The sequence below is a fragment of the Pseudaminobacter soli (ex Li et al. 2025) genome, assembly GCF_029892515.1.
Taxonomy (GTDB): domain Bacteria; phylum Pseudomonadota; class Alphaproteobacteria; order Rhizobiales; family Rhizobiaceae; genus Pseudaminobacter; species Pseudaminobacter soli_A.
Genome location: NZ_JARXVF010000002.1, coordinates 457495 through 483910, shown reverse-complemented (window position 1 = coordinate 483910; position 26416 = coordinate 457495). Strand labels below are relative to the sequence as shown.

Below are 26416 nucleotides of genomic sequence, written 5' to 3'. Positions count from 1 at the left end.
CGTTCATCGCCTTTCTCCAGTTCAGGCGACGCTGCGCAGCGCGGGCTTCTCGCCGTCTGCCAGGCGCGGCTCCATGAAGCCGCAATACCAGTCGACGAACTGGATCACGCCGCCTTCATGGACCTCGGAATAAGGCCCGGGCTCGTAGGCCGGCGACTTGATGCCGAACGCGTTCTCTTCGACGATCCGGCGGTCCTGGTCATTGGTTTCGGTCCAGACATGGGTGAGCTCGGCGAGATCATAGTCCACGCCCTCGACCGCATCCTTGTGGACCAGCCACTTGGTGGTGACGGCCGTCTCGGTGGCGCTGATGGGCAGCACGCGGAAGGTGACTGCATGGTCGCCCAGAACGTGGTTCCACGTCGTCGGGTAGTGGTAGAGCAGCAGCGAGCCGATGCGGTCGGCCGAAACGCTGTCGGACAGATTGCGCTTTACCGCCTGCTTGCCGGTCATGGTGTAGCTGACGGCGTCCCTGAGGAGCGGTGCGCGCGTGGCGCGATACTGGCCGTCATCGGAGATACGGAACCGGCTCGGAAGTCCGGCGGTCTCGCACTTTGCCCAATGCGCCAGCATTTCCGGATCGCTCTCGGCGCCGCTGACGCCAGTAACGGTCGGCGCTTCGGGGAAGGTCTTGCACAGCTCGGGATGGTTGCCGGCGCAGTGATAGCACTCGCGGTTGTTTTCCCACACCAGCTTCCAGTTGCCCTTCTCGACGATAGTGCTTTCGAAGGCCACCTTCGCCTCGGTCAGCCGGTGCGGCAGGAAATAGGGCTCCATCATCGCACGGAAGGGTGCGAAGTCGGCCGGCTCGTCGGCCAGGCAGATGAAGATGTAGCCGCCCGCGGTCTCGCAAGCCACGGGCTTGAGGCCGAACTGGCTGGCATCGAAATCGTCGCTCATTTGGCGCGCGAACAGGAGGCGCCCGTCAAGCTCATAGGTCCACTGGTGATAGGGGCAGACCAGCTTTGCGGTGGTGCCCTTGTGAGCAGTGCAGACGCGGCTGCCGCGGTGGCGGCAGGCATTGTGGAAGGCGCGGATATCGCCCTTCTGGTCGCGCACGATGACCACCGGGAAATCGCCGACCTGAACGGTCATGTAGCTGCCGGTCTTGGGCAATTCGCAGTCATGGCCGATGAACAGCCAGTCGCGATACCAGATCAGCTCGAGGTCGAGCTTGTAATAGTCGGAGTCGATATAAAAAGGTTGCTCGAGGCTGAAGCCCTCACGGCGGCTTCTAATCCGCCTCAGCATATCGGCGCGTACGTCCATGTCCTGTCCTCGCATCGAACAAGGACTGAATTGGTGGTGATTTCAGAGGGGATGATTGCGCAGCCGGCCGCTTCGGGCCTCCTCCCACGCAAGAATCCGCCACTTGACCGCCCACCGCGATCAGTCGGGTTGAAACAACCTCAGGCTGGTTTCCGGGCTAAGGAGCTGGTTCTGCAGAACCGCCACGAACACCTTCCCGGGCTTTCGCCCAGTGGTCTCCCGTCCGTGACATACTCCACCACCGTTGCGGGGGCAGCGCCGGTTTCTCACCGGCTTCCCAATTCTCCGGCTTCGCTCTCACGACTCCGGCACCTGAAGTGTCCTGATCTAACCATTGAATGGGCGGTCCGGGCCATACGAATGCGACATTGCCAAAGTGCAAAGGCGACAGCGACGAATTGGGCGGGCGGCTCCTCAAAACTAGCGCTTGAACTCCACCGGCAGGGACAGGGACATCCTGTTGCGGGCGATTTCTGACGGCGGAGGCGGGACAGGTGAAGAACGCATGACGATGTTGATAGCGGCCTGATCCAGGGCGTCGTCACCCGATGAGCGTATGACGTTTGCGCTGAGAACACTTCCCGACGGATCGATCTGGAACCTGACCTGCACGACGCCTCGCGCGCGCGCCGACCGCGGTTTGTGGCGATTGATCCAGGCCAGCACCTTTGCCTGCCACTTCGCGTGACTGACGGTCGGCGCCATCGAAGCGTGGCTTTTTGGAGCCGGGGCTGCTTCCAGCGTCGCCTGCCTCTCCGCGGGCTTTTCCGCGACTTTTTCCGCCGGCTTGGCTTTGGGAGCCTTCTTGAGCGGCTCGGTTTTCGGCTTTTCGGCAGCTTTTTTGGGCTGCGGCTCCGGTTCAACCTTCGGCTTTGGCATCGGCAGCGGAACCGCAACCTCGGGCGTCACCGCCTCGACCAGCTCCGGTGCGGTAATTTCGGACTCCGCCGCTGGCTCGGTAACCGGCTCTATGCTTGCCTCCTGCACTGGCTCTTCGGCGACCGGGGCGGGCTGCTTGACCGGCACCTCTTCCGCGGTGTCGACGACGTCCCGCTTGATCGTGGCGCTTTCGGTATCTTCGGAGGGCGTTTCCGTGCCCGGCGCCGCGATGGCCTCTTCCGGCGCGACCTTCTCGGGGACCAACTCGCTATCGACTTCGCTCGGAGCAACGAACGGCACCGGAGCCAGTTCCACGACCATTGCAGCTTCTTGCTCGGCGGCCGGAAGTACGTTCGTCATCCGCTGGAACATCATGGCCGCGCCCGCATGCAGGGTGAGCACGACAGCCCCCGCCGCAAGCCACCCGACCACCTCACGGCGCGACGGAAGCGAGCTGTGGGCATCGAGGCCAGAATGCTCGACAGCCATGGTCATTGCGCTTGCGGTGCCTCCGGGGCAGGCGCGGTTTCAAGCCCGACCAGTGCGATCTTGAGATAGCCTGCCGCGCGCAGGAGGTTCATCACCTCCATCAGCTCGCCATAGCCGACCGTCTTGTCGGCACGCAGGAAGATGCGCGTTTCCTTGTCGCCGCCAGTCTGCTGGTCCAGCACCGCCGCAAAGGCCTGACGCGGCACGGTCTCATTGCCCAGCGCCAGCGCCAAATCTTCCTTGAGCGTGAGATAGACTGGCTTGTCCGGCCGGGGAGCTGCCGCAGCGGTCGAGGCCGGCAAGTCGACATTGACATCCACGGTAGCAAGGGGTGCTGCCACCATGAAAATGATGAGCAGAACCAGCATGACATCGATGAACGGCGTCACATTGATCTCGTGGTTTTCTTCCAGCTCGTCGCCGGCGCTCTCGCGGATTCGGGAAGCCATGGCGCTGCTCCCTACTCCGCCGCCAGCGCCTTGGGCAGCACCAGGCGGAAGTCGAGATCGCGGCTGACGAGGCGCTCAACCCCTGCCGACGCGTCGGCCAACAGCTGACGGTAGCCAGTGATCGAGCGGGCAAAGACGTTGTAGACGACAACAGCCGGAATGGCCGCGACGAGGCCGACGGCAGTGGCAAGCAGCGCTTCCGCAATGCCAGGCGCTACGACTGCTAGATTGGTGGTCTGCGCCTCGGAGATACCGATGAAGGCATTCATGATGCCCCAGACGGTGCCGAACAGACCGACAAAGGGCGCGGTGGAACCGATAGTGGCCAGAACGCCGGTGCCTCGTGACATGCCCCGGCCAGCCATGGCTTCGATGCGCGACAGTCGTGAGGCGACACGCTCCTTCAGGCCCTCACCGCCAGCAAAGTCGAGCGCGGTCTGCGAAAGAGTGACCTCCTGCTGCGCCGCACGCACGAGCAGCGCGCCGGCACCACCTCGACCTTCCAACGCACGTTCCGCATCGGCAAGGCTACGCGCCGAGACTATGGCCTTCAGCGCTCGACGGGCCTTCAGGCGCGCAGCCGCTAGTTCGAGCGACTTGGCAAGCCAGACCGTCCAGGTGACGAGCGAGGCAAAGGCCAGGCCAATCATCACCGCCTTCACCACGATGTCGGCACTCATGAACATGCCCCAGGGAGACAGGTTGTGAGGCAGGTTGGAGGCCATAGGCGAGTGACTGCTCGATAGCGGCACCTGAGTTCCATCGACCGGCACCACCGAAGTGGCAGGCATCTGCGGTGCCAGATCGGAAGCAGTCGGCGTAGCGCCGGCCGGCTGCCCGTGAGCTTCCACAGGCTGCGCGGCAGGAGCCGCCGGTGTCTCGACCGTCGCCGGCTGTGATGGCGCCTGCTCCTGCGCGTGGGCCGTTGCCGTGCCGACAAACGAAATGGCCCCCATGAACATGATGGCCAAAATCCGGTTCTTCAGCATAGCTGTCCCCTCGCTGCGCGGTCGAGATATTTCTGGAGCGAAATACTCATATTAACTGAGCAATGCAAGATGCCATGCTGAATCGGCACGCCTGTCAAGAAGTGGAAGCCGAAGCAGCCTGTTGACAAGGCGCCGACCCTTCGTACAAGCTACCCACCTCACCAGGGGTGTCCCGACAAGGGGCTGAGATTCTGCTGGCTTTCGCAGCGCAGTGACCCGTTGAACCTGATCCAGTTCACACTGGCGTAGGGATGGTGCAAGGGCTTCGCGTCGCATTGCGGCTCGTCCCGGATATTGCGGCGAAGCCGCCCTTTCCGGCACTTGCGAAGTCCGTATCCTCCTTCCGGCACGGAACTGGGTCTCCATTGCAACCCAGCAAGGGAGGTCCGTCCCAATGAATGCCTTAACCCCGACCGTTTCCGTGGGCGCCTTGCCCGCGTCGCGCAAGGTCTACAAATGCGGTGCGATCCACGCCGATCTACGTGTGCCCATGCGCGAAATCGCTCTCCATCCCAGCGCCGGCGAACCGCCGGTCACCGTCTACGATCCCTCAGGCCCCTACACCGACGAAAACGCGAGAATCACCATCGAAAAGGGACTGCCGCGCATCCGCGAAGACTGGATCACAGCTCGCGGCGACGTCGAGGCCTATGACGGCCGTATCGTCCGGCCCGAGGACAACGGATTCGTCTCGGGCGACCGGCTAACGCCCGAATTTCCGTCGCGCCACCGCGCGCTCAAGGCAAAAGATGGCAAGGCCGTCACCCAGCTTGCCTATGCACGAGCCGGCATCATCACGCCCGAGATGGAGTTCATCGCCATCCGCGAAAATCTCGGCCGGGAAGAGATGCGCAAGGCTGCACGCAACGGCCAGTCCTTCGGCGCGGCCATTCCTGACTACGTCACGCCCGAATTCGTGCGCGACGAGGTGGCACGCGGCCGGGCTATCATCCCCGCCAATATCAACCACCCGGAAACCGAACCGATGATTATCGGCCGCAATTTCCTGGTGAAGATCAACGCCAATATCGGCAATTCCGCCGTCACCTCCTCCATGGCCGAGGAGGTGGAGAAGATGGTCTGGGCCATCCGCTGGGGCGCCGACACGGTGATGGACCTTTCCACCGGCCGCAACATCCACAACATCCGCGATTGGATCATCCGCAACTCGCCCGTGCCGATCGGCACGGTGCCGATTTACCAGGCGCTCGAAAAGGTCGGCGGCGTTGCCGAAGAACTGACCTGGGAGATCTTTCGCGACACGCTGATCGAGCAAGCCGAACAGGGCGTCGACTATTTCACTATCCATGCCGGGGTGCGGCTTCCCTATATTCCGCTCACAGTTAACCGGGTCACCGGGATTGTTTCGCGGGGCGGCTCGATCATGGCCAAGTGGTGCCTTCACCACCACAAGGAAAGCTTCCTCTACGAACATTTCGAGGAAATCTGCGACATCTGCCGCGCTTATGACGTGTCATTTTCCCTGGGCGACGGCCTGCGTCCCGGCTCCATCGCCGACGCCAATGACGCGGCGCAGTTCGCCGAGCTCGATACGTTGGGAGAGTTGACGCAGATCGCCTGGGCCAAGGATTGCCAGGTGATGATCGAGGGCCCCGGCCACATTCCCATGCACATGATCAAGGAGAATGTGGACAGGCAGCTTGCCGTGTGCGGTGAGGCCCCCTTCTACACGCTCGGGCCGCTCACCACCGACATTGCCCCGGGCTACGACCACATCACCTCTGGCATAGGTGCTGCCATGATCGGCTGGTTCGGCACCGCGATGCTCTGCTACGTCACGCCCAAGGAGCATCTCGGCCTGCCCGACCGTAACGACGTGAAGACCGGCGTCATCACCTACAAGATCGCCGCTCATGCCGCGGATCTAGCGAAGGGCCATCCGGCGGCAAAGGCCCGAGACGATGCGCTGTCGCGGGCGCGCTTCGAGTTCCGCTGGGAGGACCAGTTCAACCTCTCGCTCGACCCCGATACGGCCCGCGCCTTCCACGACGAGACGCTACCCAAGGAAGCGCACAAGGTGGCGCATTTCTGCTCCATGTGCGGCCCGAAATTCTGCTCGATGCGGATTTCGCAGGACATACGCGATGCCGCGCGCGAGCACGGCATGGCCGAAATGGCTGAAAAATATCGCCATGGCGGCGACCTCTATATGCCGGTGGAAACAGTCGAAACCGCGGACAAGGAGGCGCCGGCGCCATGAAAGCGCTGGTCAAAGGGGCCGGCGTTGCCGGCCTGACGGCCGCCTATGAGCTGGCATCGCGCGGGGCGGCGGTCACCGTCGTCGACCCGCGCACCGACATGGTGCGGGCGGCCTCGTGGTTTGCCGGCGGCATGCTCGCGCCCGACTGTGAGCGCGAGAGTGCGGAGCCGCTGATCCAGGAGTTGGGCCTCGGCGCCGCCGATTGGTGGGATGCGGCTTTGCCGGGCCACGTCGTCCGGGCCGGCACGCTGGTTGTCGCACCAGCGCGGGATACGGCCGAACTGGCTCGCTTTGCCGCGCGCACGACCGGTTTCCGGACGCTCGGCGAAGAGGAGATCGCCGAGTTCGAACCCGATCTCGCAGGTCGGTTTCGTCTCGCGCTGCACTTCGTGCGTGAGGCGCATCTCGATCCCCGCGCCGCGCTCACCGCCTTGCGCGGCAGGCTGGAGACAATGGGCGTTTTGTTCGTCGAAGGGGAAGCGGGCAGCCGCTTCGACCTAACCCTCGATTGCACCGGTATGGCGAGAGCCGCTTCGGATCCCAACCTGCGCGGCGTGCGCGGCGAAATGCTGATCCTGCGCGCGCCGGACGTGACGCTGTCGCGGCCGGTTCGGCTGCTTCACCCGCGCTTTCCCCTCTACGTTGTTCCGCGTGCAGACCACTGCTTTATGGTCGGGGCGACGATGATCGAGAGCGAGTCGGGAAGACCTGTCACCGCCCGCTCCATGATGGAACTGCTCAACGCCGCCTACAGCGTGCATCCGGCTTTCGGCGAAGCCGAGATCGTCGAAGCTGGAGTCGGTGTGCGGCCTGCCTATCCCGACAACCTGCCGCGCGTGACGCAGTCGGGCGCGACGATCAGCATCAACGGCCTTTACCGCCATGGCTTCCTGCTTGCGCCCGCCATGGCGCAGCGCGCCGCGCAAATGGCCTTCAGCATTTCCAAAACAAGGGAGCTCGCACATGAAGCTCACCGTTAACGGCAAGGATCAGGATGTGGCGGCGACGACGCTCGCCGCGCTTCTGGCCGAGCTTGAATATGAGGGCCGCTGGCTGGCCACAGCACACAATGGCGAATTGGTGCGCGCCGCCGAGCGCAATGATTGCCGCCTTGCCGATGGCGACCGAATTGAAGTTCTGTCGCCGATGCAGGGAGGGTGATCCATGCTCTCGCTCTATGGCAGGCAACTGGCCTCCCGCCTCCTTCTTGGAACCGCGCAATATCCCTCGCCCGCGATCCTGGCCGAGGCGGTTCGCGCTTCGAAAGCCGAAGTGGTGACAGTGTCGCTGCGGCGGGAAATGGCCGGGGGCAATACGGGTGGCCAATTCTGGTCGCTGATCGAGCAGCTTGGCGTTGCCGTCCTGCCCAACACGGCCGGATGCCACTCGGTCAAGGAAGCCGTCACCACCGCTCACATGGCGCGCGAACTGTTTTCCACCAACTGGATCAAGCTCGAAGTGATCGGCAATCACGACACGCTGCAGCCCGACGTGTTCGGACTGGTGGAGGCGGCCCGTATCCTTTCGGGCGACGGCTTTGCAGTGTTTCCTTACACGACCGATGATCTCGTCGTGGCCGAGCGTTTGCTGGAGGCCGGCTGCCAGGTGCTGATGCCCTGGTGCGCGCCCATCGGCTCGGCCAAGGGGCCGCTCAATATCGACGCGCTGCGCACGCTGCGCGGTCATTTCCCAGACGTTCCGCTCGTCGTCGATGCCGGGCTGGGGCGTCCCTCGCACGCCGCGACCGTGATGGAGCTCGGCTTCGATGCCGTGCTTCTCAACACTGCGGTGGCCAAGGCCAGCGACCCCGTGGCCATGGCGAGCGCCTTCGGCAAAGCGGTCGAGGCCGGGCATGAAGCCTTTCTCGCCGGCATGCTGGAACCGCGCGACATGGCCGTCCCTTCGACGCCTCTCATCGGCAAGGCGGTGTTTTCGTGAAGCTCGACCCGTTCTACCTCATCGTCGACAGCACTGCCTGGATCGGACGGCTGGTGCCGCTCGGCGTCAAGCTGGTGCAGCTGCGCGTCAAGGAAATGGACCAGACCGGCCTCAGGTCGGAGATCCGCACGGCCAAGGCGATTTGCGCGGACCATGGCTGCCAGCTTATCGTCAACGACCATTGGCGGCTGGCGATCGAAGAGGATTGCGACTTCATCCATCTGGGGCAGGAGGACCTTGCCGCCGCTGATCTCGCCGCCATCAGGCGAGCCGGACTGAAACTGGGCCTCAGCACGCATGACCACGCCGAGCTGGAAACCGCACTTGCCGCCGGGCCGGACTATATCGCGCTCGGCCCGGTCTATCCGACCATCCTGAAAAAGATGAAATGGGCGCCGCAGGGGCTTGACCGCATCGGCGAATGGAAACGCCGCGCAGAACCGTTGCCGCTGGTAGCGATCGGCGGGCTCAATCCTGACCGGCTCGACGGCGTCTTTTCGGCTGGGGCAGACTCTGCGGCTGTCGTCACCGACATCACGCTTAACCCGGACCCGGAAGCGCGTACACGCGAATGGCTCCGACGCACGGCGCCATGGCGATGAGCGCGCATGTACTGGTCGTAGCCGGGACGGATTCCTCCGGGGGCGCAGGTCTGTCCCGTGACGTCGAAACCGTCGCGGCCTTCGGCCTGCACAGCTCAGTGGCCGTGACAGCAGTGACAGTACAGACGCATGTATCCGTCGAACGGGTTGAGCCGATGCCGCCCGACCTCGTTGCTGATCAGATGCGCGCGGCACTTGCCGCGAACGAAGTCGCGGCAATCAAGATCGGCATGCTGTCCGGCAAGGCCACCATTGAGGCCGTGGCGGGCGTGTTGCGCGAATACGGCCAAGTGCCGGTCGTGCACGATCCTGTGCTGGCCTCATCCTCCGGCCGCGCGCTGCTAGATCCGGCGGCCATCGTGACGCTGAAACGCGAACTAATGCCGCTCTGCGCGATCGCCACGCCCAACCTGATCGAACTCGGGATTCTGGTTGGCCAAGAAACGGCGACGGACGATGTCCAGGCGGAGCGTCAGGCCCACCGCCTTCTCGAGACCGGATGCGCCGCCATCTTGGTCAAGGGCGGCCATGCCGTGGGGAACGGGTCAACCGACATGCTGGTGCACGAAGGCGGCGAAACAATACGCTTCACGGCGCCGCGCCTGGAAAAAAACATGCGCGGCACGGGCTGCATGCTGGCGAGCGTGATCGCCGCCGGGCTTGCGCTGGGCCAACCGCTCCAAGAATGCGTGCGCGAGGCGAAACGCTATGTCTTCGAGCAGATAGCCAGCCTTGGGAGGGCTTAGCGCGAGACGGTTTGTGTCGCTATCTCGCTCTAAGCTCTTGTTTTTTTTGGCATGATCTTATCCGAAAAGTCTGCAACTATTCGCTGCGCGGACCTTCGGTTCGGGATCATGCTCTAGGCGGTTTGAGCGGCGACGAAAGCGGTATAGGCAGCTTCGTCGATCTCGATCACGGTCGGCCGGTTGCGCTGGGCGGCAGCCTTTAGCTTAGCCGGCAGATCGCGCGGATCTTCCAGCTTCTCGGCCTCGCAGCCGAAGCCGCGCGCGATGGTGAGGAAATCCGGCGTGTAGATATCAACGCCGATCGGCTCGATGCCGCGCGCTTCCATATAGGCCTTGATCTCGCCATAGCCGTTGTTGTTCCAGAGCAGCACGATCAGCGGCAGTTCGGCCTCGCGGGCCGAGCCGAGCTCCGGCAGCGTGAACTGGATGCCGCCGTCGCCGGCAAGGCATACCGTGGGCTTGCCGCTGCCGATCAGCGCGCCGGCAGCCGCCGGCAGCGCATAGCCGAGCGTACCGTAGCCAGTGGCCGAGCAGAACCACGAGCGCGGCCGGCTGGCGGCAAAGTCGCAGCAGCCGGCATAGACCGGCTGAGCCGAGTCACCCGCGATCACCACGTCGGGCAGCGTGTCACGCACCACTTCCATGAGGTGAACGCCGGCGCGCAGAACGGGGTTGAGCGCTTGGCGCACGCCGTCACGAGCGGCTTTTGCGAGCTCGGCGCCATCGCCGGCCGGGCGCGGCGAGACTGAAGCGACCAGCGCTTCAAGCGCGAGCTTGGTGTCCGAGATCAGCGCGAGATCGGCGGGACGGCCGCGCATTGCCTGTTCGGGATCGATGTCGATGCGGGTCAGCTTGCCGGTAATGCGCGCACCACCGGTGTCGTAAAAATCGAAATCGGTCGGGCCGAATTCGGTGCCCGCCGCGATGATGAGATCGGCCGCCTCGATAAGCGCGGTGGTCGCCTCCATGGCCGGGCTGCACGGCACGCCCAGCGGATGGCCGGCCGGCAGCGTACCACGGCCGTTAACCGTCATGACCACTGGCGCGTCGAGCGCTTCGGCCAGTGCACGCAGCGGCGCGCCGGCATCGGCCGCGCCGCCACCTGCAAGGATCACCGGGTGCTTCGCTGCCGCGCACAGGGCAGCGGCCTCGGCGATCGCGTGGCTTTCAGGTGCCGGGCGCGTCGGTGCCGGGCGTTTCTGTGCGGGCGGAAGGTCGGAAGCATCAAGGGTCAGAAGATCGATCGGCAGTTCGATATGCACCGGGCGGGGCCGCGCCGACGCAAAGACGGCGAAGGCCCGCGCCATCACCTGCGGCAGCTCTTCGGCTCGCAGCACGGTGTGGCTGAAGGCGGTGAATTGGCGGCCCACCTGGCGCTGGTCGGGCAGTTCGTGCAGGTGCCCCTCGCCCGAGCCCATGCGGCCCGGCGCATTGACGCTGGTGATGACCAGCATAGGCACCGAGTCGCCATAGGCTTGCGCCATGGCGGTGGCGATGTTGGTGAGGCCGGGGCCGGAAATGATGAAACACACGCCCGGCTTGCCGGTCGCGCGGGCATAGCCGTCGGCCATGAAGCCGGCGCCCTGCTCGTGGCGCGGCGTGATATGGCGGATGCCGCTGCCGGGCAGGCCGCGATACATCTCCACCGTGTGCACGCCCGGAATGCCGAACACGGTGTCGACGCCATAGGCGGCAAGCAGTTCGACCAGATAGGTTCCAACCGTCTTCATTCAGGCAGTTCCTTTCGCGGCAGGCGCAGCAGGTTCGGCGCAGCCGTCGAGCTGGGCCAGGATGGTTTCAAAGGGTGGCCGCTCGCCGAAGCCGATGAGCACCAGGATGTTTTCCGCGTCGAGGCCTTCGGGCGCTTTTGCCAAAGATTCAAAGGAAAGGCGCGTGCCGACCAGATGCACCGCAAAGCATCGGCCATCGTTTGCGCGCAAAAAGCCTTTGGCGCGATAGACCGCCGTGGGCAGGCCGGCAAGAACCTTCTGCAGGCGTTTCAGATCGACGGTGCCGTCATGACGCCAGATGGCGCTCGTTGCCTGTTCGTGGACAGGCTCAGCGGCGAAGGTCGACGCAGTGCCGCGCGAAAGAATTTCGCCGGCAAAGAGAATGTCGAAGGGCACAAGCGCATTCGTCGTTTCGACGATACGGGTGTCAGGAAAAGTCCAGCGCGCGCGCCATGCATCGAGCTTTTCGCGGTCGACAAGATCGGTCTTGTTGAGGACCAAAAGATCGGCCGAGCCGACCTGCGCTTCGGCAAGGCCTGGTGCTGCGGCGATAGCATCGTCAAAGCCCGCGGCGTCGACCACCACCACAATGGCGTCCGCGCGCAGCCGCGAGGCAAAGCGCGAATAGCGCACCGTGTCCATGATGCGGGCGGGATCAGCCACGCCGCTCGCTTCGATCACGACATGGTCGATGTCGGCGCGGGCGGCCAGAAGCTCTTCGAGCTGCTCGACGAAGCCCTGGTTGAGGCCGCAGCAAACGCAGCCGTTGGACAGGCTGTAGAGGCCACCTTCGGTCGAAGTGATAAGCGCGGCGTCGATGTTGATCGCGCCGAAATCATTGACCAGCACGGCGACCTTGAGCCCATGGTCGCCGCTCAGAATGTGGTTGACGAGCGTTGTCTTGCCCGCGCCCAGAAAGCCGCCGATCACGGTGACCGGTATGGGCGCGGCGCCCTTGGTCACCATAGCTGCGGGGCCTCCCCGTGCCAGACGGCCTCGGAGTTCTCGTTTAGTCGGTCATGCACGAGCTGGCCCTGCATGAAGGTGAGGTCCACCTTGGTGGAGTGGATATTGCCCTGCGGCTCGACCTCGAAAAGGTTGCGGTCGAGCACGATGATGTCGGCCGACTTGCCGACTTCGAGCGAACCCGCTTCGTGCTCGATGCCCATGCACCAAGCGCCGTTCTTGGTCATCACGTCGATGGCCTGGGAAAGCGAGATCGGCTCGCCAAAACGGCCCTCGCCCTCGCCCCACGGATTGGCGCGGGTGACCATGGTTTCCAGCGCGATCCACGGATCGAGCGGGCTGACCGGCCAGTCGGTACCGATGACGGCGACGCCGCCGGCCTCCAGCACGCCCTTGATGTTGTAGGCGCGCGACAAACGCTCCTTGCCGTAGCCAGAACGGGCGCCGGAGACGAATTTCGACGGATACCACGACACCGGCGAGAATTCGGCCGTGACGTTGAGATCGCGGAAGCGCTTGAGATTGCTGCCATGCAGGATGGTGCTGTGCGCGCACTGATGGCGCACACCGAGCCCGCCGGGCCGACGGCGCGCCTCTTCGACCGCGTCGAGGAAGGTGTCGGAGGCCCCGTCACCCGTGCAGTGAGCGATGACGCGAATGCCCTGCCGGTCCATGTCCCAGATCATGTCGGCAAGATGCTCGGGCGTCAGGTTGAGCTTGCCGCTCCACGTGCTGTTCCCGTCCCACGGCGTCATCAGATAGGACGAGCGTGGCTCGACCGTGCCGTCGAAGTGGAATTTTACTGCATTGGCGTTGAGCCGGGCCGAACGGTAGTAGTGGCGCTCGCCGGCCAACAGTTCCCAGCGGCGTCGCACCGGGAAAATGTCGTCCTGCCAGCTGATGGCAGCCTCGACGCGCAGCGTGAGCTCGCCGGCCTGGTCGAGCGACTGCAGCGCGTTCAGCCGGCTTTCGCAGACATGAACATATTTCGTCGACACAACGCCGCGCGCGGACTGGTAGTGCACGCCGTCGCGATAGGCCGCGCGCAGGACCGGCACCGGCGTGGGCGGCATGGCCGCATGGATCAGCGCATAGGCGCCGTCGATCAAAAGCCCCGTCGGCTCCCCGCTCACCGGGTCGCGCTCGAGATAGCCATTGGCCGGATCGGGCGTTTCGGCGGTGATGCCGGCGCGGCGAAGCGCCTCGCTATTGACCATCATGGTGCCCCACATGCGGTCGAGCAGCGCGACCGGGCGGTCGGGCATCACCGTGTCCAGCCATTCCTTGCCAGGAACGAGACCGGCCTGACGGAAGGTGTAGCGGACGAAATACTGGCCGTAGATCCACTCGCGATCGGGATGCTTGGCCGCATAGGCCAGGATCGCATCGCGGACCTGATCGGGCGTCGGATCGACGATGCCGATATCCAGGTCCTCGGCATAGCGCGGCGCCAGCGCGAGATCGGGATGAGTGTGCATGTCGTAGAGACCCGGCATGGCGAAACGCCCGCCGAGGTCCGTCACTTTCGTCTGGGCACCGATCAGATGTTCCACATCCGCGCGCTCGCCGCGGGCGACGATGCGCCCGCGTGCCACTGCCAGCGCTTGGCACCAGGGCAAGCCCGGATCGCCGGTATAAATGCGGCCGTTGACGAGCACGAGGTCCGCATAGACGCTGCGGTCCGAGTGGCTCGGGCGGTGATCGTAGAGTACGCGCATTATCGGTTACCTGTCAGGAGAAGGGCGTGAGCGTCGGCCTTAGTAGCCGGCGCTCGGGATCCACCATTCGCGGCCGCGCACAGTGGTGACATATTCGGGCCAGCGCAAGCCGATCGGCGCTTCGTAGTCGGCCAGCGGCGGGATCCAGTTGGTGCCGCCGACGCCGCCGCCGGTGCGCTCCTCGAACTCCTTGCGGGCAGCCGACCGCAACTCCGCGTTCTGCATCAGTTCGAGCATCGAGTGCGCGATGGTCTTGGACGCGCAGGTAACCATCGGGTCGATGGTCTCGGGAATGCCGCCCAGTGCGTTCATCACCCAGTCCGGGTAGGCAAAGCCGGCCGGACCGGTCAGCATCGGGCGGGCGATGTAGAGGCGCGCAGTGGGCGCGTGCCAGCACATGTCGGTGTAGTCGTCCGAGGTGTAGTTGATCTGCGACGGCGGCAGATCCTGGCGCAAAATGCGCTCGGCTTCCTGCGGCGCGATCAGCTTTTCGCAATCGGGCAGGAAGGGCTCAGCCATCGGCTCGAGGCCGACATTGGCCTGGATCTCGCGGGCGATCTCCTTGGCGCGATCGCTCCACTTCGGCGCGCCGACGGAGGCCAGCTTGCCATAGACCAGTTCGGCCATGACGTGGTTGGCAAGGCCGGGGCGCGACTTCGACACCCAGATCTTTTCCACGCGGCAATGGGCGAGCTTGGCAGCGGCTTCCGCATTGCGGTCGAGAATCAGCGTCGCCTGCTCGGCCATCTCCACGGTCGGAACGCGGATGATGTACTGGATTTCGGCGAGCCGCGCCGGCAGGTTGTCGGCCGTCGCCTGTCCCGCCGTCAGGATCGCCTCACTGATCGACCAGCCGCCCATATGCGGCAGCATGGAATCACGCAGCGCCTTGGAGGCGTTATACATATAGAACAGCGCGTCGTTGGCGCCCGGCGCGCGCACGGCGCTGTGCGCCTGCGGGATCGGAAGACCGTCGGCGCGCTTCAGCCAGCTTTCCGGTTCGTCGCAAACGAAGCGATAGACCATCGCAAAGGCCGCGCCGCAATGTGTGTCCCAGTTCACCGTGTTGCACAGCGGCAGCATGTAGCAGGGGTGGAAGCTGATCATGGCGTCGAGGCCGTCATAATAGCCCTTGGCCGCGTGGATCGGCTTGGAGCCACGCACCTTCTCGGCTGGCTCGCCGAAGAACTTCAGCGTACCGGGAATGTTGTGCGCCTGCATGGCCGCCTTGGTGGCGAGCAGGCCGCCGAAGGCGCTCATGCCGAGCGCCGAGTGTGGATCGGTATGGCCGCCAGCATGTTCGTTGAGTCCGGCGCGGGGCTCTTTGACGGTGCTTGCCGCCTGGCAGTTACCCGGCACGGCGTCATATTCGGCATAGGAAGCGATGACCGGGCCGCCCTCGCCGTTGGTCCACGAAGCAGCGAAGGCCGTCGGCATGCCGGCTGAGCCCTCTTCCACGGTGAAGCCTTCGGCGCGCAGACGCTCGACATACCAGGCTGCGGATTCGTATTCGCGCCAGGCCGTCTCGCCCTTGTGCCAGATTTCGCTGGTCCACTTCGACAGGTCGGCCGCGTTCTCGTCGACCCAGCGCGTGGCGGTTTGCTCGGCAATATTCCTGGTCATCGGCTGCTCGTAATTTGTCCCCGCGTGACTTGCACGCATTGCCGGCAAAGGGCCGGCAAGATTGATCCTCCGGAGCCGGGCAAGCCTGGCTCATTGCAAATCCATGGTATGGGGTGAATGGGATTTTCAGAAAGTGATATATATTGTCTCCACTGTTGAGACTTTTTCATCTTTGGGAGGATACATGACTTGGCCGGCCAGAAACCTGCCCTCCATGAGCGCCTTGCGGGCCTTCGATTCTGTTGCCCGCCATGGCAGCCTTTGGCAGGCAGCGCAGGAGCTGCACCGCACACCGAGCGCCATCAGCCACCAGCTGCGCTTCCTCGAACGCGAGCTGGGGCTGGAACTCACCGAGCGGGACGGCAAGGGTATCGAGCTCACCCCGTTCGGCCGCCGCTATGCGCAGGAGGTGCGCACCGCGCTGGGGCTCATCGCCCAGGCCGCCGAGATCGCCGACGATGTGCAGCTTCACGGCCGGTTGACGATCTCCTGCACACCGGGCTTCGCCACCTTCTGGCTCTGCAACCATCTGAACGATTTCCGCAGTCTTTACCCGCTCGTGCGCATCAAGCTGGTGACGCCGCGACGGCTGGACGATGTCAGCGATCCCGAATCGGATGTGTTCATCGCCTTTGGCGCCGGCAGCTGGCCGAACCATTGGTCGGAATTGCTGGCGCAGGTGGAATTCACGCCGATCTGCAGCCCGGTACTGCTCAACTCGAACAACATTCACACGCCCGAGGACCTGTCGCGGCTGACGCTGCTGCACCTCAACGACTTTCACGACTGGTCGCTCTGGTTCGGCACCTATGGCTTGCCGATGCCGGACCCGGAAAACAGCATCGTCTTTTCCGACGTCTATCTGGCACAGGCCGCCGCCATCGCCGGGCAAGGTGTGGCCATGGGCGACGACATCGTCTGCGGCAGGGCGCTGACCGACGGAGACCTGGTGCGCCCCTTCGACAGCACCATCAAATCGCCGGAGTCCTATTTTCTGGTCTGTGAACGGCACAAGCTCGATCAGCCGATCGTTAGCGCCTTCTGCAACTGGTTGAAAACAAGCCTCGCGGAGAGCCGCCAACTACTCCGCTCACGGCAACATGAATAATCTTCACCTGAACTGCGCAAATTATTCCATTGTGGTGAATTCGGTTTTCAACCTATCGTCCCGCAAAAATAGAAAAGGGGGAGTGGGTTTGGCCCCTCAACGACATCGCGCCTCTCAACTCAGTGCAATCGGCCTCGGCAAGTCCTTCGGTAATTTCGAAGCCTTGCGCAGCCTTGACCTGACCATCGCTGCAGGCGAATTCCTGACCCTGCTCGGCCCCTCCGGCTCGGGCAAGACGACCTTTCTGATGGCTCTCGCCGGCTTCCTGACGCCGAGCCGCGGGCGCCTTGAAGAGGACGGCATCGACATCACGAACCGTCCGGCCGACAAACGCAATTTCGGCATGGTGTTCCAGGGCTATGCGCTGTTTCCGCACCTGTCGGTAACCGACAACGTCGCTTTCCCGCTCAAGGTCCGCAAGGTACCTGCCGCCGAGATCAAGAAGCGCGTTGGCGACATGATCGAGCGCGTCGGGCTTTCCGCGCACGCCCACAAGAAGCCTGGCCAGCTTTCCGGCGGCCAGCAGCAGCGCGTTGCACTTGCCCGCGCGCTGGTGTTCGAGCCGGGCGTGCTCCTGCTCGACGAGCCGTTCTCCGCCCTCGACAAGAACCTGCGCGAAGGCCTGCAGGCCGAGATGAAGCGCGTGCACCGCGAAACCGGCACGACCTTCGTCTTCGTCACGCACGACCAGAGCGAAGCGCTGGCCCTTTCGGACCGTATCGCCATCTTCAACCATGGCCAGCTTATGCAGGCGGCCGAGCCGCGCGCGATCTACACGCGACCGGATAATCGCTTCGTCGCCGAGTTCCTCGGCCGCATCAACATGCTGCCGCTTGAAGGCTGCAGCGCCATCGACGGGCGCGCTACCGGCCGCCTCGGCGAGGCGACGCTCTCGGCGCCGACCAATGCCGCTGCGCCTGCCGGTAAGCAATCCCTGCTGGCGGTTCGTCCCGAGCATCTGCGCATCGGCGCGGCCGGTGCTGACGAAAACGGCATCGCCGGCGTGATTGCCGACAAGATCTACAACGGCGCGGAAATGAGCCTGCAGGTTGCCCTGCCCACCGGGCAGCGTCTCTTGCTGTCCGTCCCGGACAATTCGGCTGCGGCCGCGCTCGCCGTCGGCGCCGAAACCAAAGTGTGCTGGCCAGTCGAAAGCGGCTTCATCCTGCACGACGACCGCAACGCCTGAACCAATTAATGGGAGTGAAAACGAAAATCATGTCCGACCATTTCAAGCGCGACTGCTTTGAAATCCTCACCCGCCGCACAGCGGCCGGCGAGATCGACCGCCGCAGCTTCGTCAAGGCCGCAGCCCTCCTGCTGAGCGTGCCGGTGGCAATGCGCGCCAAGATGGCTTTCGCGGGCGACCAGCTTGTCCTCGCCAACTGGGGCGGCGACGCCATCGAAGCCTTCCAGAAGGCATTCGGCGAACGGTTCGAGAAGGAAACCGGGATCGCCGTTCGCATCGACGGCAGCGGCCCGACCGAAGGCGCCATCAAGGCGCAGATCACCTCGGGCAAGGTCATCTGGGACGTCATCGACGCCGACGCCAACCTCGGTATCGCCTTCGGCAAGGAAGGCGTCCTGGAAGCGCTCGACTACAACGTCATCGACCGCGCCAAGATCCGCAAGGGCTACGACTACGAGTTCGGCACGCCGGGCTACTTCTTCTCCTATGTGCTCGCCTACGACTCCGCCAAGTTCTCCGACGAGGCCCCGAAGTCGCCGGCCGACTTCTGGAACGTCGACAAATTCCCCGGCAAGCGCACCATGTACAAGTGGATGAACGGCATGCTGGAGGCCGCCCTTCTGGCCGACGGTGTGAAGCCGGAAGAGCTCTATCCGCTCAACATCGAACGCGCGCTCGCCAAGATCGAAGAGCTCAAGCCGCACATCATCTCCTTCTGGGGTTCGGGCGCAGAAAGCCAGCAGCTCCTGCTCGAAGGCGAAGCAGCCATGGGCTACATCTGGAACACCCGCGCCATCCTGCTCGGCCGCGACACCGGCGACCAGATCAAGTGGGGCTATGAGGGCGGCTTCCTCAACTCCTCGACCTGGATCACGCCGAAGGGCAACCCCACCGGCCGCGACAATGCCATGCGCTTCATCGCGTCCTCCCAGGACGCACTGAGCCAGGTGGCGCTGTTCGACCTGCTCGGCAACGGCCCGGCCAACCCGCAGGCCGACGCGCTGATCCCGGACGACAAGAAGGCACTGAACTGCGTGTCGCCGGAAGCGGAGGCCAAGCAGGTCACGCTCAGCGCCGAGTGGTATGCCGACAACTATTCGACCGCGCTGGAAAAGTTCCTGGCGCTGGTTTCCAAGTAAGCGGGAGCGGCGAAGCCGCCCCCTCAACATCCGAGAGCGTCAGGAGGGCCTCGATCATGACACGATCCTGGATGCGTTATGCGATCCTGCTGGCTCCCCTGCCGCTCTTTCTGGTCGCCTCCTATGTGCTGCCATTCCTGATGGTGGCGAAATGGAGCGTGACCGACCCCGAGCCCGGCTTGGGGCAATATATCCGCATCTTCACCGATCCGACCGTGCAGGTGGTGCTCATCCGCACGCTGCGCATCTGCGTCATAGTCACCACCGTTTCGGTGACGCTTGCCTATGCCATCGCCTACAACTGGGTGTTCGGCCCCCCGCAGCGACAGCGGCTGATCGAGTATTGCGTGCTGATCCCCTTCTGGATTTCGGTGCTGATCCGCGCCTTCGGCTGGCTGATCCTGCTGCGCAACAACGGTATCATCAACGAGAGCCTGATGAGCATCGGCGTCATCAAGGAGCCGCTGGCGCTGGTTCGCAATGAGCTCGGCAGCATCATCGGCATGACGCATTTCCTCATACCATTTGCTGTCTTTCCGCTTGCCTCGGCGCTGCGTCAGGTCGATCCGCGCGTGCTGCAGGCCGCCAGCGGACTGGGCGCTGGGCGCATGCGCATCTTCTGGACCGTGACGCTGCCCATGACCATGCCCGGCGTGCTGGGCGCCAGCATCATCGTCTTCGTCTTTGCACTCGGCTTCTTCATCACCCCGGCGATCCTGTCGGGTGGTCGCAGCGTGATGGTTGCGGAGTTCATCTATCTGCAGCTGTTCCAGACTGTGAACTGGGGACTGGCCGCTGCAATCAGCGTGATCCTTCTGGCCATCGTGGCCGCGCTCGGCGCGCTGCTCCACAAGGTCGCGCGCCTTGACAAGCTCGTAGGGTGACAACAATGAGCGCCAACCCGAACAGCACTGACAAGCCAGGCCGCGTCAGCGCCGCGATAGTCTATCTCACGATCGTCTTTTTGCTGATGCCGCTCCTGGCCATCGTGCCGGTATCCTTCACCGGCGCGCGCTACCTCTCCATGCCCAAGGGCAACTGGTCGCTGCGCCATTACGAAGCGCTGTTCACCAACCCGGTGTGGTTGGACAGCATCAAACTCAGCCTCGGCATCGCACTAGGTAGCGCGGCGATCTCCACCATGCTCGCGGTCATGTTCGGGCTCGGGCTCTGGTACGTGCGCAATCGCTTTTCGACCATGCTGGCCGCGCTGGTGTTTCTGCCCATGGTGATGCCGCCGGTGGTGTCGGCGATCATCCTTTATTTCTTCGAGACCTCGCTGATCGACATTGCGCCCTGGATCGGCTTCGACAGCATCGGCGGCGTCATCCTCGCCCATGTAGTGGTGGCAACGCCTTTTGCGCTGGTCACCTTCATGGTTTCGCTCAGCCAGATCGACAGGCGCATCGACATGGCCGCACGCGGGCTCGGTGCTTCGCTGTGGCAATCGATCTTCTGGATCATTCTGCCCAACGCCAGGTTCGGTATCATCTCGGCCGCGTTCTTCGCCTTCATCCTGTCTTGGGAAGAAATCTCGGTGACGCTGTTCATCACCAGCTTCAATGTCGTCACCCTGCCCCGGCAGATGTGGAACGGCATGCGCGACAACATCGACCCCGCTATCGCTGCGATCTCGGTGATCCTGATCTCGCTGACGGTTCTAGGTATCCTTGGCCGCGACCTGTGGCGCTGGCAGCGCGGGCGGGTGGCGAAGCCAGCCTAAGACGCCTCGAAGCCTGGAAAAATCGGCAGAGGCCGTTCGCTGCAAGGCGGACGGCCTTTTCGCATGTGCAACTTGGGTGGATTCGGATGATTTATGCTCCTCCGCTCACCTTCTCACATGTGAAAGGAAAATTCTTTCCATGGTTCGGGCCATGACTGGCAGTTTCTTCCAATGCGTCGCGCAAATTGGGGGATGCTTGCCATGCTTGGCGCTCCTGACGTGCCTATAAGTGCGGTCGAGTTCTTTTGCCAAAACATCAGGAGCAGTCGATGCGCCTTTCCCTTTTCGCCGCAGCCCTTGGAGCTGTCCTGACATTTGCCGCCGGAGCCCAGGCCGAGCGCCTGACCGACCAGCCGCTTGTCGACGCCGCCTGGTTGAAGGCGCATCTCGGTGACAAGAGCCTTGTGGTTGTTGACGTGCGCGACGCCGACAAGCAGGGCAACCCTTATGAGAAGGGCCATGTGCCCGGCGCCGTCAACGCCCCCTACTCCACCGCTGGCTGGCGCGCGGAAGTAAACGGCGTGCCGGGCATGCTGCCGCCGGTCGACCAGATTGCCAAGACCATCGGCGCGCTTGGCGTCAGCAATGACAGCCATGTGGTGATCGTGCCGAACGGCACCGATTCCTCGGAGTTCGGCGGCGCCACTCGCGTCTACTGGACCTTCAAGGTGCTCGGCCACGATGCCGTGTCCATCCTCGACGGCGGCGAGCGTGCCTGGGAAGCTGCCGGCGGCGAACTCTCGACCGAGGCCGCGCAGCCTGTGGCCGCCAGCTTTACCGGCGAGCTACGCAAGGAATTGCTCGCCACCACCGCCGATGTCGAGCAGGCGCGTACCGACGGCACCAAGCTGGTCGACGGTCGCCCCGCCGCGCAATTCAAGGGTGAAGCCAAGAGCCCGGTGGTGCGTGTCGCCGGCACCATTCCGGGCGCGGTGAACCTCGAAAACGGCAAGCTCTACGATGCCGGCAAGGCTTCCTTCGCCTCCAAGGATGAAGTCGCTAACCTTTCCAAGGCGGTTGGTCTCGGCAATGACGAGAAGAACATCGCCTTCTGCAACACCGGCCACTGGGCCTCGGTCGTGTGGTTCGGCCTGAGCGAGATCGAAGGCAACAAGAACACCAAGATGTATGACGGCTCGATGGCCGAATGGGCGGCCAATCCCGAACGTCCCGTGCAGCCCGGCTCGTGAGCCTGGCCGCGTCAATCTGAGATGACCGAGATGTCCGGGAGCGATCCTGGGCATCTTGCTGAATGGATCAAGCGGTCCGCATCCCTCAATCCTTGCCCGACCAAATCATGACTGAAATCAACGCCGCTTTGCGCGCTCCGGCCGCGCCCATCAATCTCGACAAGGGGCCGGTCGTCGTGGCCGTCCTTGCCTTCGTGCTCGGTGCGCTCGCCATCGGCGAGGCGATCAGCCCTCGCCAGGCGCTTCTGTTCCTCATCGGCGGCCTGCTGGGCATGACGCTCTATCATGCCTCCTTCGGTTTCACCGGCGGATGGCGGCGTTTCGTGGTGGAGCAGCGCGGACGCGCCATACGCGCGCAGATGCTGATGATTGCGGCGGCGGCCGTGGTCTTCATTCCGCTGCTGGCCAGCGGCAGCATCAACGGGCAGCCGCTGTCGGGCGCATTCGCGCCGGTCGGCGTTTCCGTTCTGGTGGGTGCTGCGATGTTCGGCCTCGGCATGCAGCTCGGTGGCGGCTGCGGCTCCGGCACGCTGTTCACCGTGGGTGGCGGCAGCTCGCGCATGCTGGTCACGCTGATCTTCTTCATTGTCGGCGCGGTCATCGGTACCGCGCATTTGCCCTGGTGGCTCGCACAGCCTTCCGTGCCGCAGATCAGCCTCGGCAGCGCGCTCGGCGTGCCCGGCGGCGTGATCGTGACGCTGGCCGGCCTCGGCGCGGTCGCCGCACTCACAGTGCTCATCGAGCGCCGCGCCCATGGCAGCCTCGAGCAGGTGAAACCCGCCTCGGAGCACAGTTTCGCGCGGCTGCTGCAAGGTCCATGGCCACTATTCACAGCCGGCCTTGGTCTTGCTGCGCTCAACATCGCCACGCTGGTGACGGCCGGGCATCCATGGTCGGTCACGTTTGGCTTTGGCCTGTGGGGCGCCAAGATCGCGCAGGCCGTCGGCATTCCGGTGGAGACCTGGGATTTCTGGAACTGGCCGGGACCTGCCAAGGCCCTCGGCTCCAGCGTACTGGCCGACGTCACCTCGGTAATGAATTTCGGTATCATCCTGGGCGCCGCCTTTGCAGCCGGGCTCGCCGGAAAATTTGCGCCGAAGGTACATGTGCCTTTCGCTTCATTTCTGGCGGCGGCCATCGGCGGTGTGCTGATGGGCTATGGCGCGCGGCTTTCCTTCGGCTGCAATGTGGGTGCGCTATTTTCCGGCATCGCCTCGGGCAGCGTGCATGGCTGGCTCTGGTTCGCTTCGGCCTTTGTCGGAAGTCTCGGCGGCGTGGCGCTGCGTCCCCTGTTCGGCCTCGACGGATTCAACAAGAAATGAGCGCGCGCAACACCCTCCTCTTCGGCACCGCCTTCCTCGCCGCCACTTCGGCGATTGCGGTGGATCATTACCGCTTCGCCGCGCCCAAGGCCGCCCCGGCGGTCGCCGCACCTGCGGCTCCGAGCGCGGCCGGCAACCCGTGCAGTGCGGCAGCGAACCCTTGCGGAGCCGCCAATCCATGCGGCATGGCCTCGCCCTGCAGCGCGGCAAGCCCATGCGCAGCGGCTTCGCCTTGTGCCGCCGCATCTCCATGCGCAGCTTCCGCGCCATGCGCCGCAAGCTCGCCATCGAGCCCTTGCGCGGCAGCCGCACCTTGCAGTGCCGCGCCGGCGCCGTGTGCAGCCGCGCCTGTGTCTCCGTGCGCAGCCGCATCGCCCTGTGCTGCGGCCCCGGCCTCCCCTTGCGCGGCGCAGCCGCAATAGGCAAGCTGGGATCGGAGATCCGCGACGATGGACGATGCAAAAGCGCAGGCGGCACGACAGGCGCTCTTTTGCGAGCAGGTGCTGGCGAAGTCCGCCAGCAACGTGCTTCTGGAGACGCTGCGCGAGGCGAACTCCGTCGCACCTTGGGAACATTTTCCGCCAGGAGACGTGTTCGATCCCGAGACAGGCGCGCAGTGGTACTATCACAGCCATCCGCCGCAGGACGGCCAGGCGGAGCACGGCCACTTCCACTGCTTCGTTCGGCCGGACGGGCCGAACGGCCCCATCCATCATCTGGTCGCGATCGGGGTCGACGCTTATGGCCGGCTGATACGGCTGTTCACCGTCAACCAGTGGGTCGTGGGCGACGAGTGGCTCGACGCCGCAGGCACCATTGCCCTGCTGCCGCGCTTCGATCCGCACTTCGCGCGGCCATCCTATCTGGTGAACCGCTGGCTGGCCGCAGTGATCGCGCTCTATGCCGACGAGATTGTAGGCCTGATCCGCGAGCGCGACCGCGTGCTGGCCGCGCACTACCCTTCGGATGGAAAGCCCGCCCGCGAGGATCGCGCTCTGGAGGTGACATCGGAACTTGCCGTCGATCTTCGCCAAACGGCCCAAGAACTCGGCGTTTGAGGCAGCCGGTATCGGCTGCCCTCATGTTACGCTGGTCGCCCTGTCCGTCGGTCTTACCGCGGCCGCGACAGGAAGCGCTCGGCCAGCCTCGCCCACATGGCGGCGCCGACGGTCAGGCTGTCGTCATTGAAGTCGTATTTCGGGTTGTGCAGGATCGCCGAGTCGACACCATTGCCCAGCCGCAGGAAGCAGCCCGGTTTGTGCTCGAGGAAGCAGGCGAAATCCTCGCTGCCTGGGATGAGCGGGCAGACCGAAACATTCTCCACGCCGACCAGCTCGTTTACGACCTCGGTCGCGAAAGCGGTTTCCTCCTCGGAATTCACCACCACCGGATAGCCGCGCTGATAGTCGATCTCTACCGTCGCGCCATAGGATGCCGTGAGCGTGGTGGTGAGGTCGCGGATGCGGCGCTCCAGGAGGTCGCGCACGGTCGGCGAGAAGCAGCGTACGCTGAGCGTCAGCATGACACTCTCCGGGATCACATTGGACGCTTCGCCGCCATGGATCGAACCCACGGTCACCACGGCTGTCTCGGTCGGGTCGACATTGCGCGACACGATCGTCTGCAGCGACATGATGAGGCTGGCCGAAACCATCACTGGGTCGATGGTCAGATGCGGGCGTGAGGCATGACCGCCCTTGCCGCGCACTGTGACGACCACAGTATCGGCCGACGCCATCAACGGCCCTGACCGCATGAGGAAGCTGCCCGCCGGGGCGCCGGGATGGTTGTGAAGGCCGAAGATCGCGTCGCAGGGGAAGCGCTCGAACAGGCCGTCGTCGATCATTGCTTGCGCACCGCTGGGCACGCCCGCCTCTTCGGCCGGCTGGAAGATGAGGTTGACGGTTCCCTCGAAATTCTTCGTGCGCGCCAGATATTCGGCAGCGCCGAGAAGCATGGTCGTGTGGCCGTCATGGCCGCAGGCATGCATCTTGCCCTGCGCCTTGCTTGCATAGGGCAGGCCGGTCGTCTCGTGGATCGGCAGCGCGTCCATGTCCGCGCGGATGGCGATGCTGCGATTGCCCTGCCCGACACTCAGCCGGCCGACGACGCCATGCCCGCCAACGCCGCGCGTCACCTCGTAGCCCCAGGCCTCAAGTCTCTCGGCAACCAAGGCCGCCGTCTTCTCTTCCTCGAAGGAGAGTTCGGGATTGGCGTGGAGGTGGTGGCGAATTTCCTTCAGCGACGCTTTCGAGGCTTCGAAATCGGCAAGGGAGGCAAAGTTCGATTGTGGCATTGTTTAGCGACTCGTCACGGAAGGACGAGCCCTCCTTCTCATATTCTCTGCGTCAGATGAAGCGGCTGAGGAAGCTGCGGGTGCGCGGGTGCTGCGGATTTTCCAGAACGGCCTCCGGCGGTCCCTCCTCGACCACACGCCCGCCATCCATGAACACCACGCGGTCGGCAGCCTCGCGCGCGAAGCCGATCTCATGGGTGACGACGATCATGGTGAGGCCCTGGTCGGCCAGGCTGCGCATGGTGGTCAGCACCTCGCCGACCAGCTCGGGATCGAGCGCCGACGTCGGCTCGTCGAACAGCATGAGCGTGGGCCGGATCGCGAGAGCGCGCGCAATTGCCACGCGCTGCTGCTGCCCGCCCGAGAGCTGGCGCGGATAGGCACTGACCTTGTGCGACATACCGACCTTGGCCAGCAGCTCGCGCGCCTCGGCGATCGCCTCGTCGCGGTTACGGCCATGCACGCCGATCGGCGCTTCGATGACGTTCTGCAGCACAGTCATGTGTGGATAGAGGTTGAACTGCTGGAACACCATGCCGATCCTGCTGCGCTGGGCGGCAATGGCGCGATTGGACAGCGGCTGCAGCTTGTCATTCTTGAGTTGGTAGCCGATCTGCCCGCCATCAACGAAGATCGATCCCTTGTCGATCGTCTCGAGCCGGTTGATGCAGCGCAGGAAGGTGGATTTCCCCGAGCCGGAAGGCCCGAGGACGACGACCACCTCGCCCGCCTTCACGTCGAGATCGATGCCTTTCAGCACCTCGACGTGATGGAAGGATTTGTGGACGTTCCGGGCGCGCACGAGCGGCGCCTGATCGATGCTAGACATG

24 protein-coding genes and 2 riboswitches are annotated in these 26416 nt (G+C 64.2%); of the genes, 14 read left to right on the top strand and 10 right to left on the bottom strand.

The window, feature by feature from the left end:
• Positions 1 to 21 precede the first annotated feature (21 nt).
• The 4 genes from M2281_RS13075 to exbB all read right to left on the bottom strand — a co-directional run bounded on the left by M2281_RS13075 (position 22) and on the right by exbB (position 4075).
• A complete protein-coding gene (locus M2281_RS13075) occupies positions 22 to 1269 on the bottom strand; it encodes an aromatic ring-hydroxylating oxygenase subunit alpha (protein ID WP_280821583.1) in 1248 nt (415 codons plus the stop codon).
• 126 nt (positions 1270 to 1395) lie between these two features.
• A riboswitch (cobalamin riboswitch) is annotated at positions 1396 to 1600 on the bottom strand.
• An 89-nt stretch (positions 1601 to 1689) separates the two neighbouring features.
• Positions 1690 to 2643: a TonB family protein gene (locus tag M2281_RS13070; protein WP_280821582.1), complete on the bottom strand. Its 954-nt coding sequence runs from the start codon at positions 2641 to 2643 to the stop codon at positions 1690 to 1692.
• On the bottom strand, positions 2640 to 3086 hold the full coding sequence (exbD, locus tag M2281_RS13065) for a TonB system transport protein ExbD (protein WP_280821581.1): 447 nt from the start codon (positions 3084 to 3086) through the stop codon (positions 2640 to 2642). The genes M2281_RS13070 and exbD overlap by 4 nt, the downstream gene beginning before the upstream one ends.
• 11 nt (positions 3087 to 3097) lie before the next feature.
• A complete protein-coding gene (exbB, locus tag M2281_RS13060) occupies positions 3098 to 4075 on the bottom strand; it encodes a tonB-system energizer ExbB (RefSeq protein ID WP_280821580.1) in 978 nt (325 codons plus the stop codon).
• Positions 4076 to 4228: 153 nt separating this feature from the next.
• Positions 4229 to 4345: riboswitch (TPP riboswitch) on the top strand.
• A 124-nt stretch (positions 4346 to 4469) separates the two neighbouring features.
• Between exbB and thiC the strand changes: the two genes are divergently transcribed.
• The 6 genes from thiC to thiD are packed head-to-tail and all read left to right on the top strand — an operon-like array spanning position 4470 to position 9582.
• Entirely contained in the window at positions 4470 to 6296 is a 1827-nt protein-coding gene (gene thiC, locus M2281_RS13055; RefSeq protein ID WP_280821579.1) for a phosphomethylpyrimidine synthase ThiC, read from the top strand.
• Complete coding sequence (gene thiO / locus M2281_RS13050) at positions 6293 to 7276, top strand: glycine oxidase ThiO (RefSeq protein WP_280821578.1); 984 nt, start codon at positions 6293 to 6295, stop codon at positions 7274 to 7276. Before thiC ends, thiO begins: the two co-directional genes overlap by 4 nt.
• The gene (gene thiS / locus M2281_RS13045; RefSeq protein ID WP_280821577.1) at positions 7260 to 7457 is read left to right on the top strand and encodes a sulfur carrier protein ThiS; all 198 of its coding nucleotides are present in this window, start codon (positions 7260 to 7262) and stop codon (positions 7455 to 7457) included. Before thiO ends, thiS begins: the two co-directional genes overlap by 17 nt.
• A 3-nt stretch (positions 7458 to 7460) precedes the next feature.
• The gene (locus M2281_RS13040; protein WP_280821576.1) at positions 7461 to 8234 is read left to right on the top strand and encodes a thiazole synthase; all 774 of its coding nucleotides are present in this window, start codon (positions 7461 to 7463) and stop codon (positions 8232 to 8234) included.
• A complete protein-coding gene (locus M2281_RS13035; RefSeq protein ID WP_280821575.1) occupies positions 8231 to 8836 on the top strand; it encodes a thiamine phosphate synthase in 606 nt (201 codons plus the stop codon). The genes M2281_RS13040 and M2281_RS13035 overlap by 4 nt, the downstream gene beginning before the upstream one ends.
• Positions 8833 to 9582 (top strand): bifunctional hydroxymethylpyrimidine kinase/phosphomethylpyrimidine kinase, encoded by a 750-nt coding sequence (gene thiD, locus M2281_RS13030; RefSeq protein WP_342394254.1) that lies wholly within the window; start codon positions 8833 to 8835, stop codon positions 9580 to 9582. The genes M2281_RS13035 and thiD overlap by 4 nt, the downstream gene beginning before the upstream one ends.
• A 113-nt stretch (positions 9583 to 9695) precedes the next feature.
• Here thiD and M2281_RS13025 read toward each other — a convergent pair whose 3' ends face one another.
• From M2281_RS13025 to M2281_RS13010, 4 genes are read right to left on the bottom strand one after another with little or no spacing between them, the layout of a single operon-like run.
• Positions 9696 to 11312: a 5-guanidino-2-oxopentanoate decarboxylase gene (locus tag M2281_RS13025; RefSeq protein WP_280821573.1), complete on the bottom strand. Its 1617-nt coding sequence runs from the start codon at positions 11310 to 11312 to the stop codon at positions 9696 to 9698.
• Entirely contained in the window at positions 11313 to 12278 is a 966-nt protein-coding gene (locus tag M2281_RS13020) for a CobW family GTP-binding protein (RefSeq protein ID WP_280821572.1), read from the bottom strand.
• Positions 12272 to 13996 (bottom strand): amidohydrolase, encoded by a 1725-nt coding sequence (locus M2281_RS13015; protein WP_280821571.1) that lies wholly within the window; start codon positions 13994 to 13996, stop codon positions 12272 to 12274. Before M2281_RS13015 ends, M2281_RS13020 begins: the two co-directional genes overlap by 7 nt.
• 39 nt (positions 13997 to 14035) lie before the next feature.
• Entirely contained in the window at positions 14036 to 15619 is a 1584-nt protein-coding gene (locus M2281_RS13010; RefSeq protein ID WP_280821570.1) for an amidohydrolase, read from the bottom strand.
• 184 nt (positions 15620 to 15803) lie between these two features.
• On the opposite strand from M2281_RS13010, the gene M2281_RS13005 reads away from it, so the two are divergent.
• The 8 genes from M2281_RS13005 to M2281_RS12970 all read left to right on the top strand — a co-directional run bounded on the left by M2281_RS13005 (position 15804) and on the right by M2281_RS12970 (position 24348).
• Complete coding sequence (locus tag M2281_RS13005; protein WP_280821569.1) at positions 15804 to 16727, top strand: LysR substrate-binding domain-containing protein; 924 nt, start codon at positions 15804 to 15806, stop codon at positions 16725 to 16727.
• Between the two features lie 88 nt (positions 16728 to 16815).
• The gene (locus M2281_RS13000; protein ID WP_280821568.1) at positions 16816 to 17916 is read left to right on the top strand and encodes an ABC transporter ATP-binding protein; all 1101 of its coding nucleotides are present in this window, start codon (positions 16816 to 16818) and stop codon (positions 17914 to 17916) included.
• A gap of 29 nt (positions 17917 to 17945) precedes the next feature.
• Positions 17946 to 19055: an ABC transporter substrate-binding protein gene (locus M2281_RS12995; protein ID WP_280821567.1), complete on the top strand. Its 1110-nt coding sequence runs from the start codon at positions 17946 to 17948 to the stop codon at positions 19053 to 19055.
• Between the two features lie 56 nt (positions 19056 to 19111).
• Positions 19112 to 19939, top strand: coding sequence for an ABC transporter permease (locus M2281_RS12990; protein WP_280821566.1), 828 nt, complete (start codon positions 19112 to 19114; stop codon positions 19937 to 19939).
• Between the two features lie 5 nt (positions 19940 to 19944).
• Complete coding sequence (locus tag M2281_RS12985; RefSeq protein WP_280821565.1) at positions 19945 to 20778, top strand: ABC transporter permease; 834 nt, start codon at positions 19945 to 19947, stop codon at positions 20776 to 20778.
• Between the two features lie 269 nt (positions 20779 to 21047).
• Complete coding sequence (locus M2281_RS12980) at positions 21048 to 21968, top strand: sulfurtransferase (protein ID WP_280821564.1); 921 nt, start codon at positions 21048 to 21050, stop codon at positions 21966 to 21968.
• 107 nt (positions 21969 to 22075) lie between these two features.
• Positions 22076 to 23290: a YeeE/YedE family protein gene (locus tag M2281_RS12975; protein ID WP_280821563.1), complete on the top strand. Its 1215-nt coding sequence runs from the start codon at positions 22076 to 22078 to the stop codon at positions 23288 to 23290.
• A 449-nt stretch (positions 23291 to 23739) separates the two neighbouring features.
• A complete protein-coding gene (locus tag M2281_RS12970) occupies positions 23740 to 24348 on the top strand; it encodes a DUF6969 family protein (RefSeq protein WP_280821562.1) in 609 nt (202 codons plus the stop codon).
• A 53-nt stretch (positions 24349 to 24401) separates the two neighbouring features.
• Here M2281_RS12970 and M2281_RS12965 read toward each other — a convergent pair whose 3' ends face one another.
• Both M2281_RS12965 and M2281_RS12960 read right to left on the bottom strand, forming a co-directional pair.
• Entirely contained in the window at positions 24402 to 25586 is a 1185-nt protein-coding gene (locus tag M2281_RS12965) for a M20 aminoacylase family protein (protein ID WP_280821561.1), read from the bottom strand.
• A gap of 52 nt (positions 25587 to 25638) precedes the next feature.
• Positions 25639 to 26415 carry an amino acid ABC transporter ATP-binding protein gene (locus tag M2281_RS12960; RefSeq protein WP_280821863.1) on the bottom strand — a complete coding sequence of 259 codons (777 nt, stop codon included), beginning with the start codon at positions 26413 to 26415 and terminating at the stop codon, positions 25639 to 25641.
• Between the last annotated feature and the right edge of the window lies 1 nt (position 26416).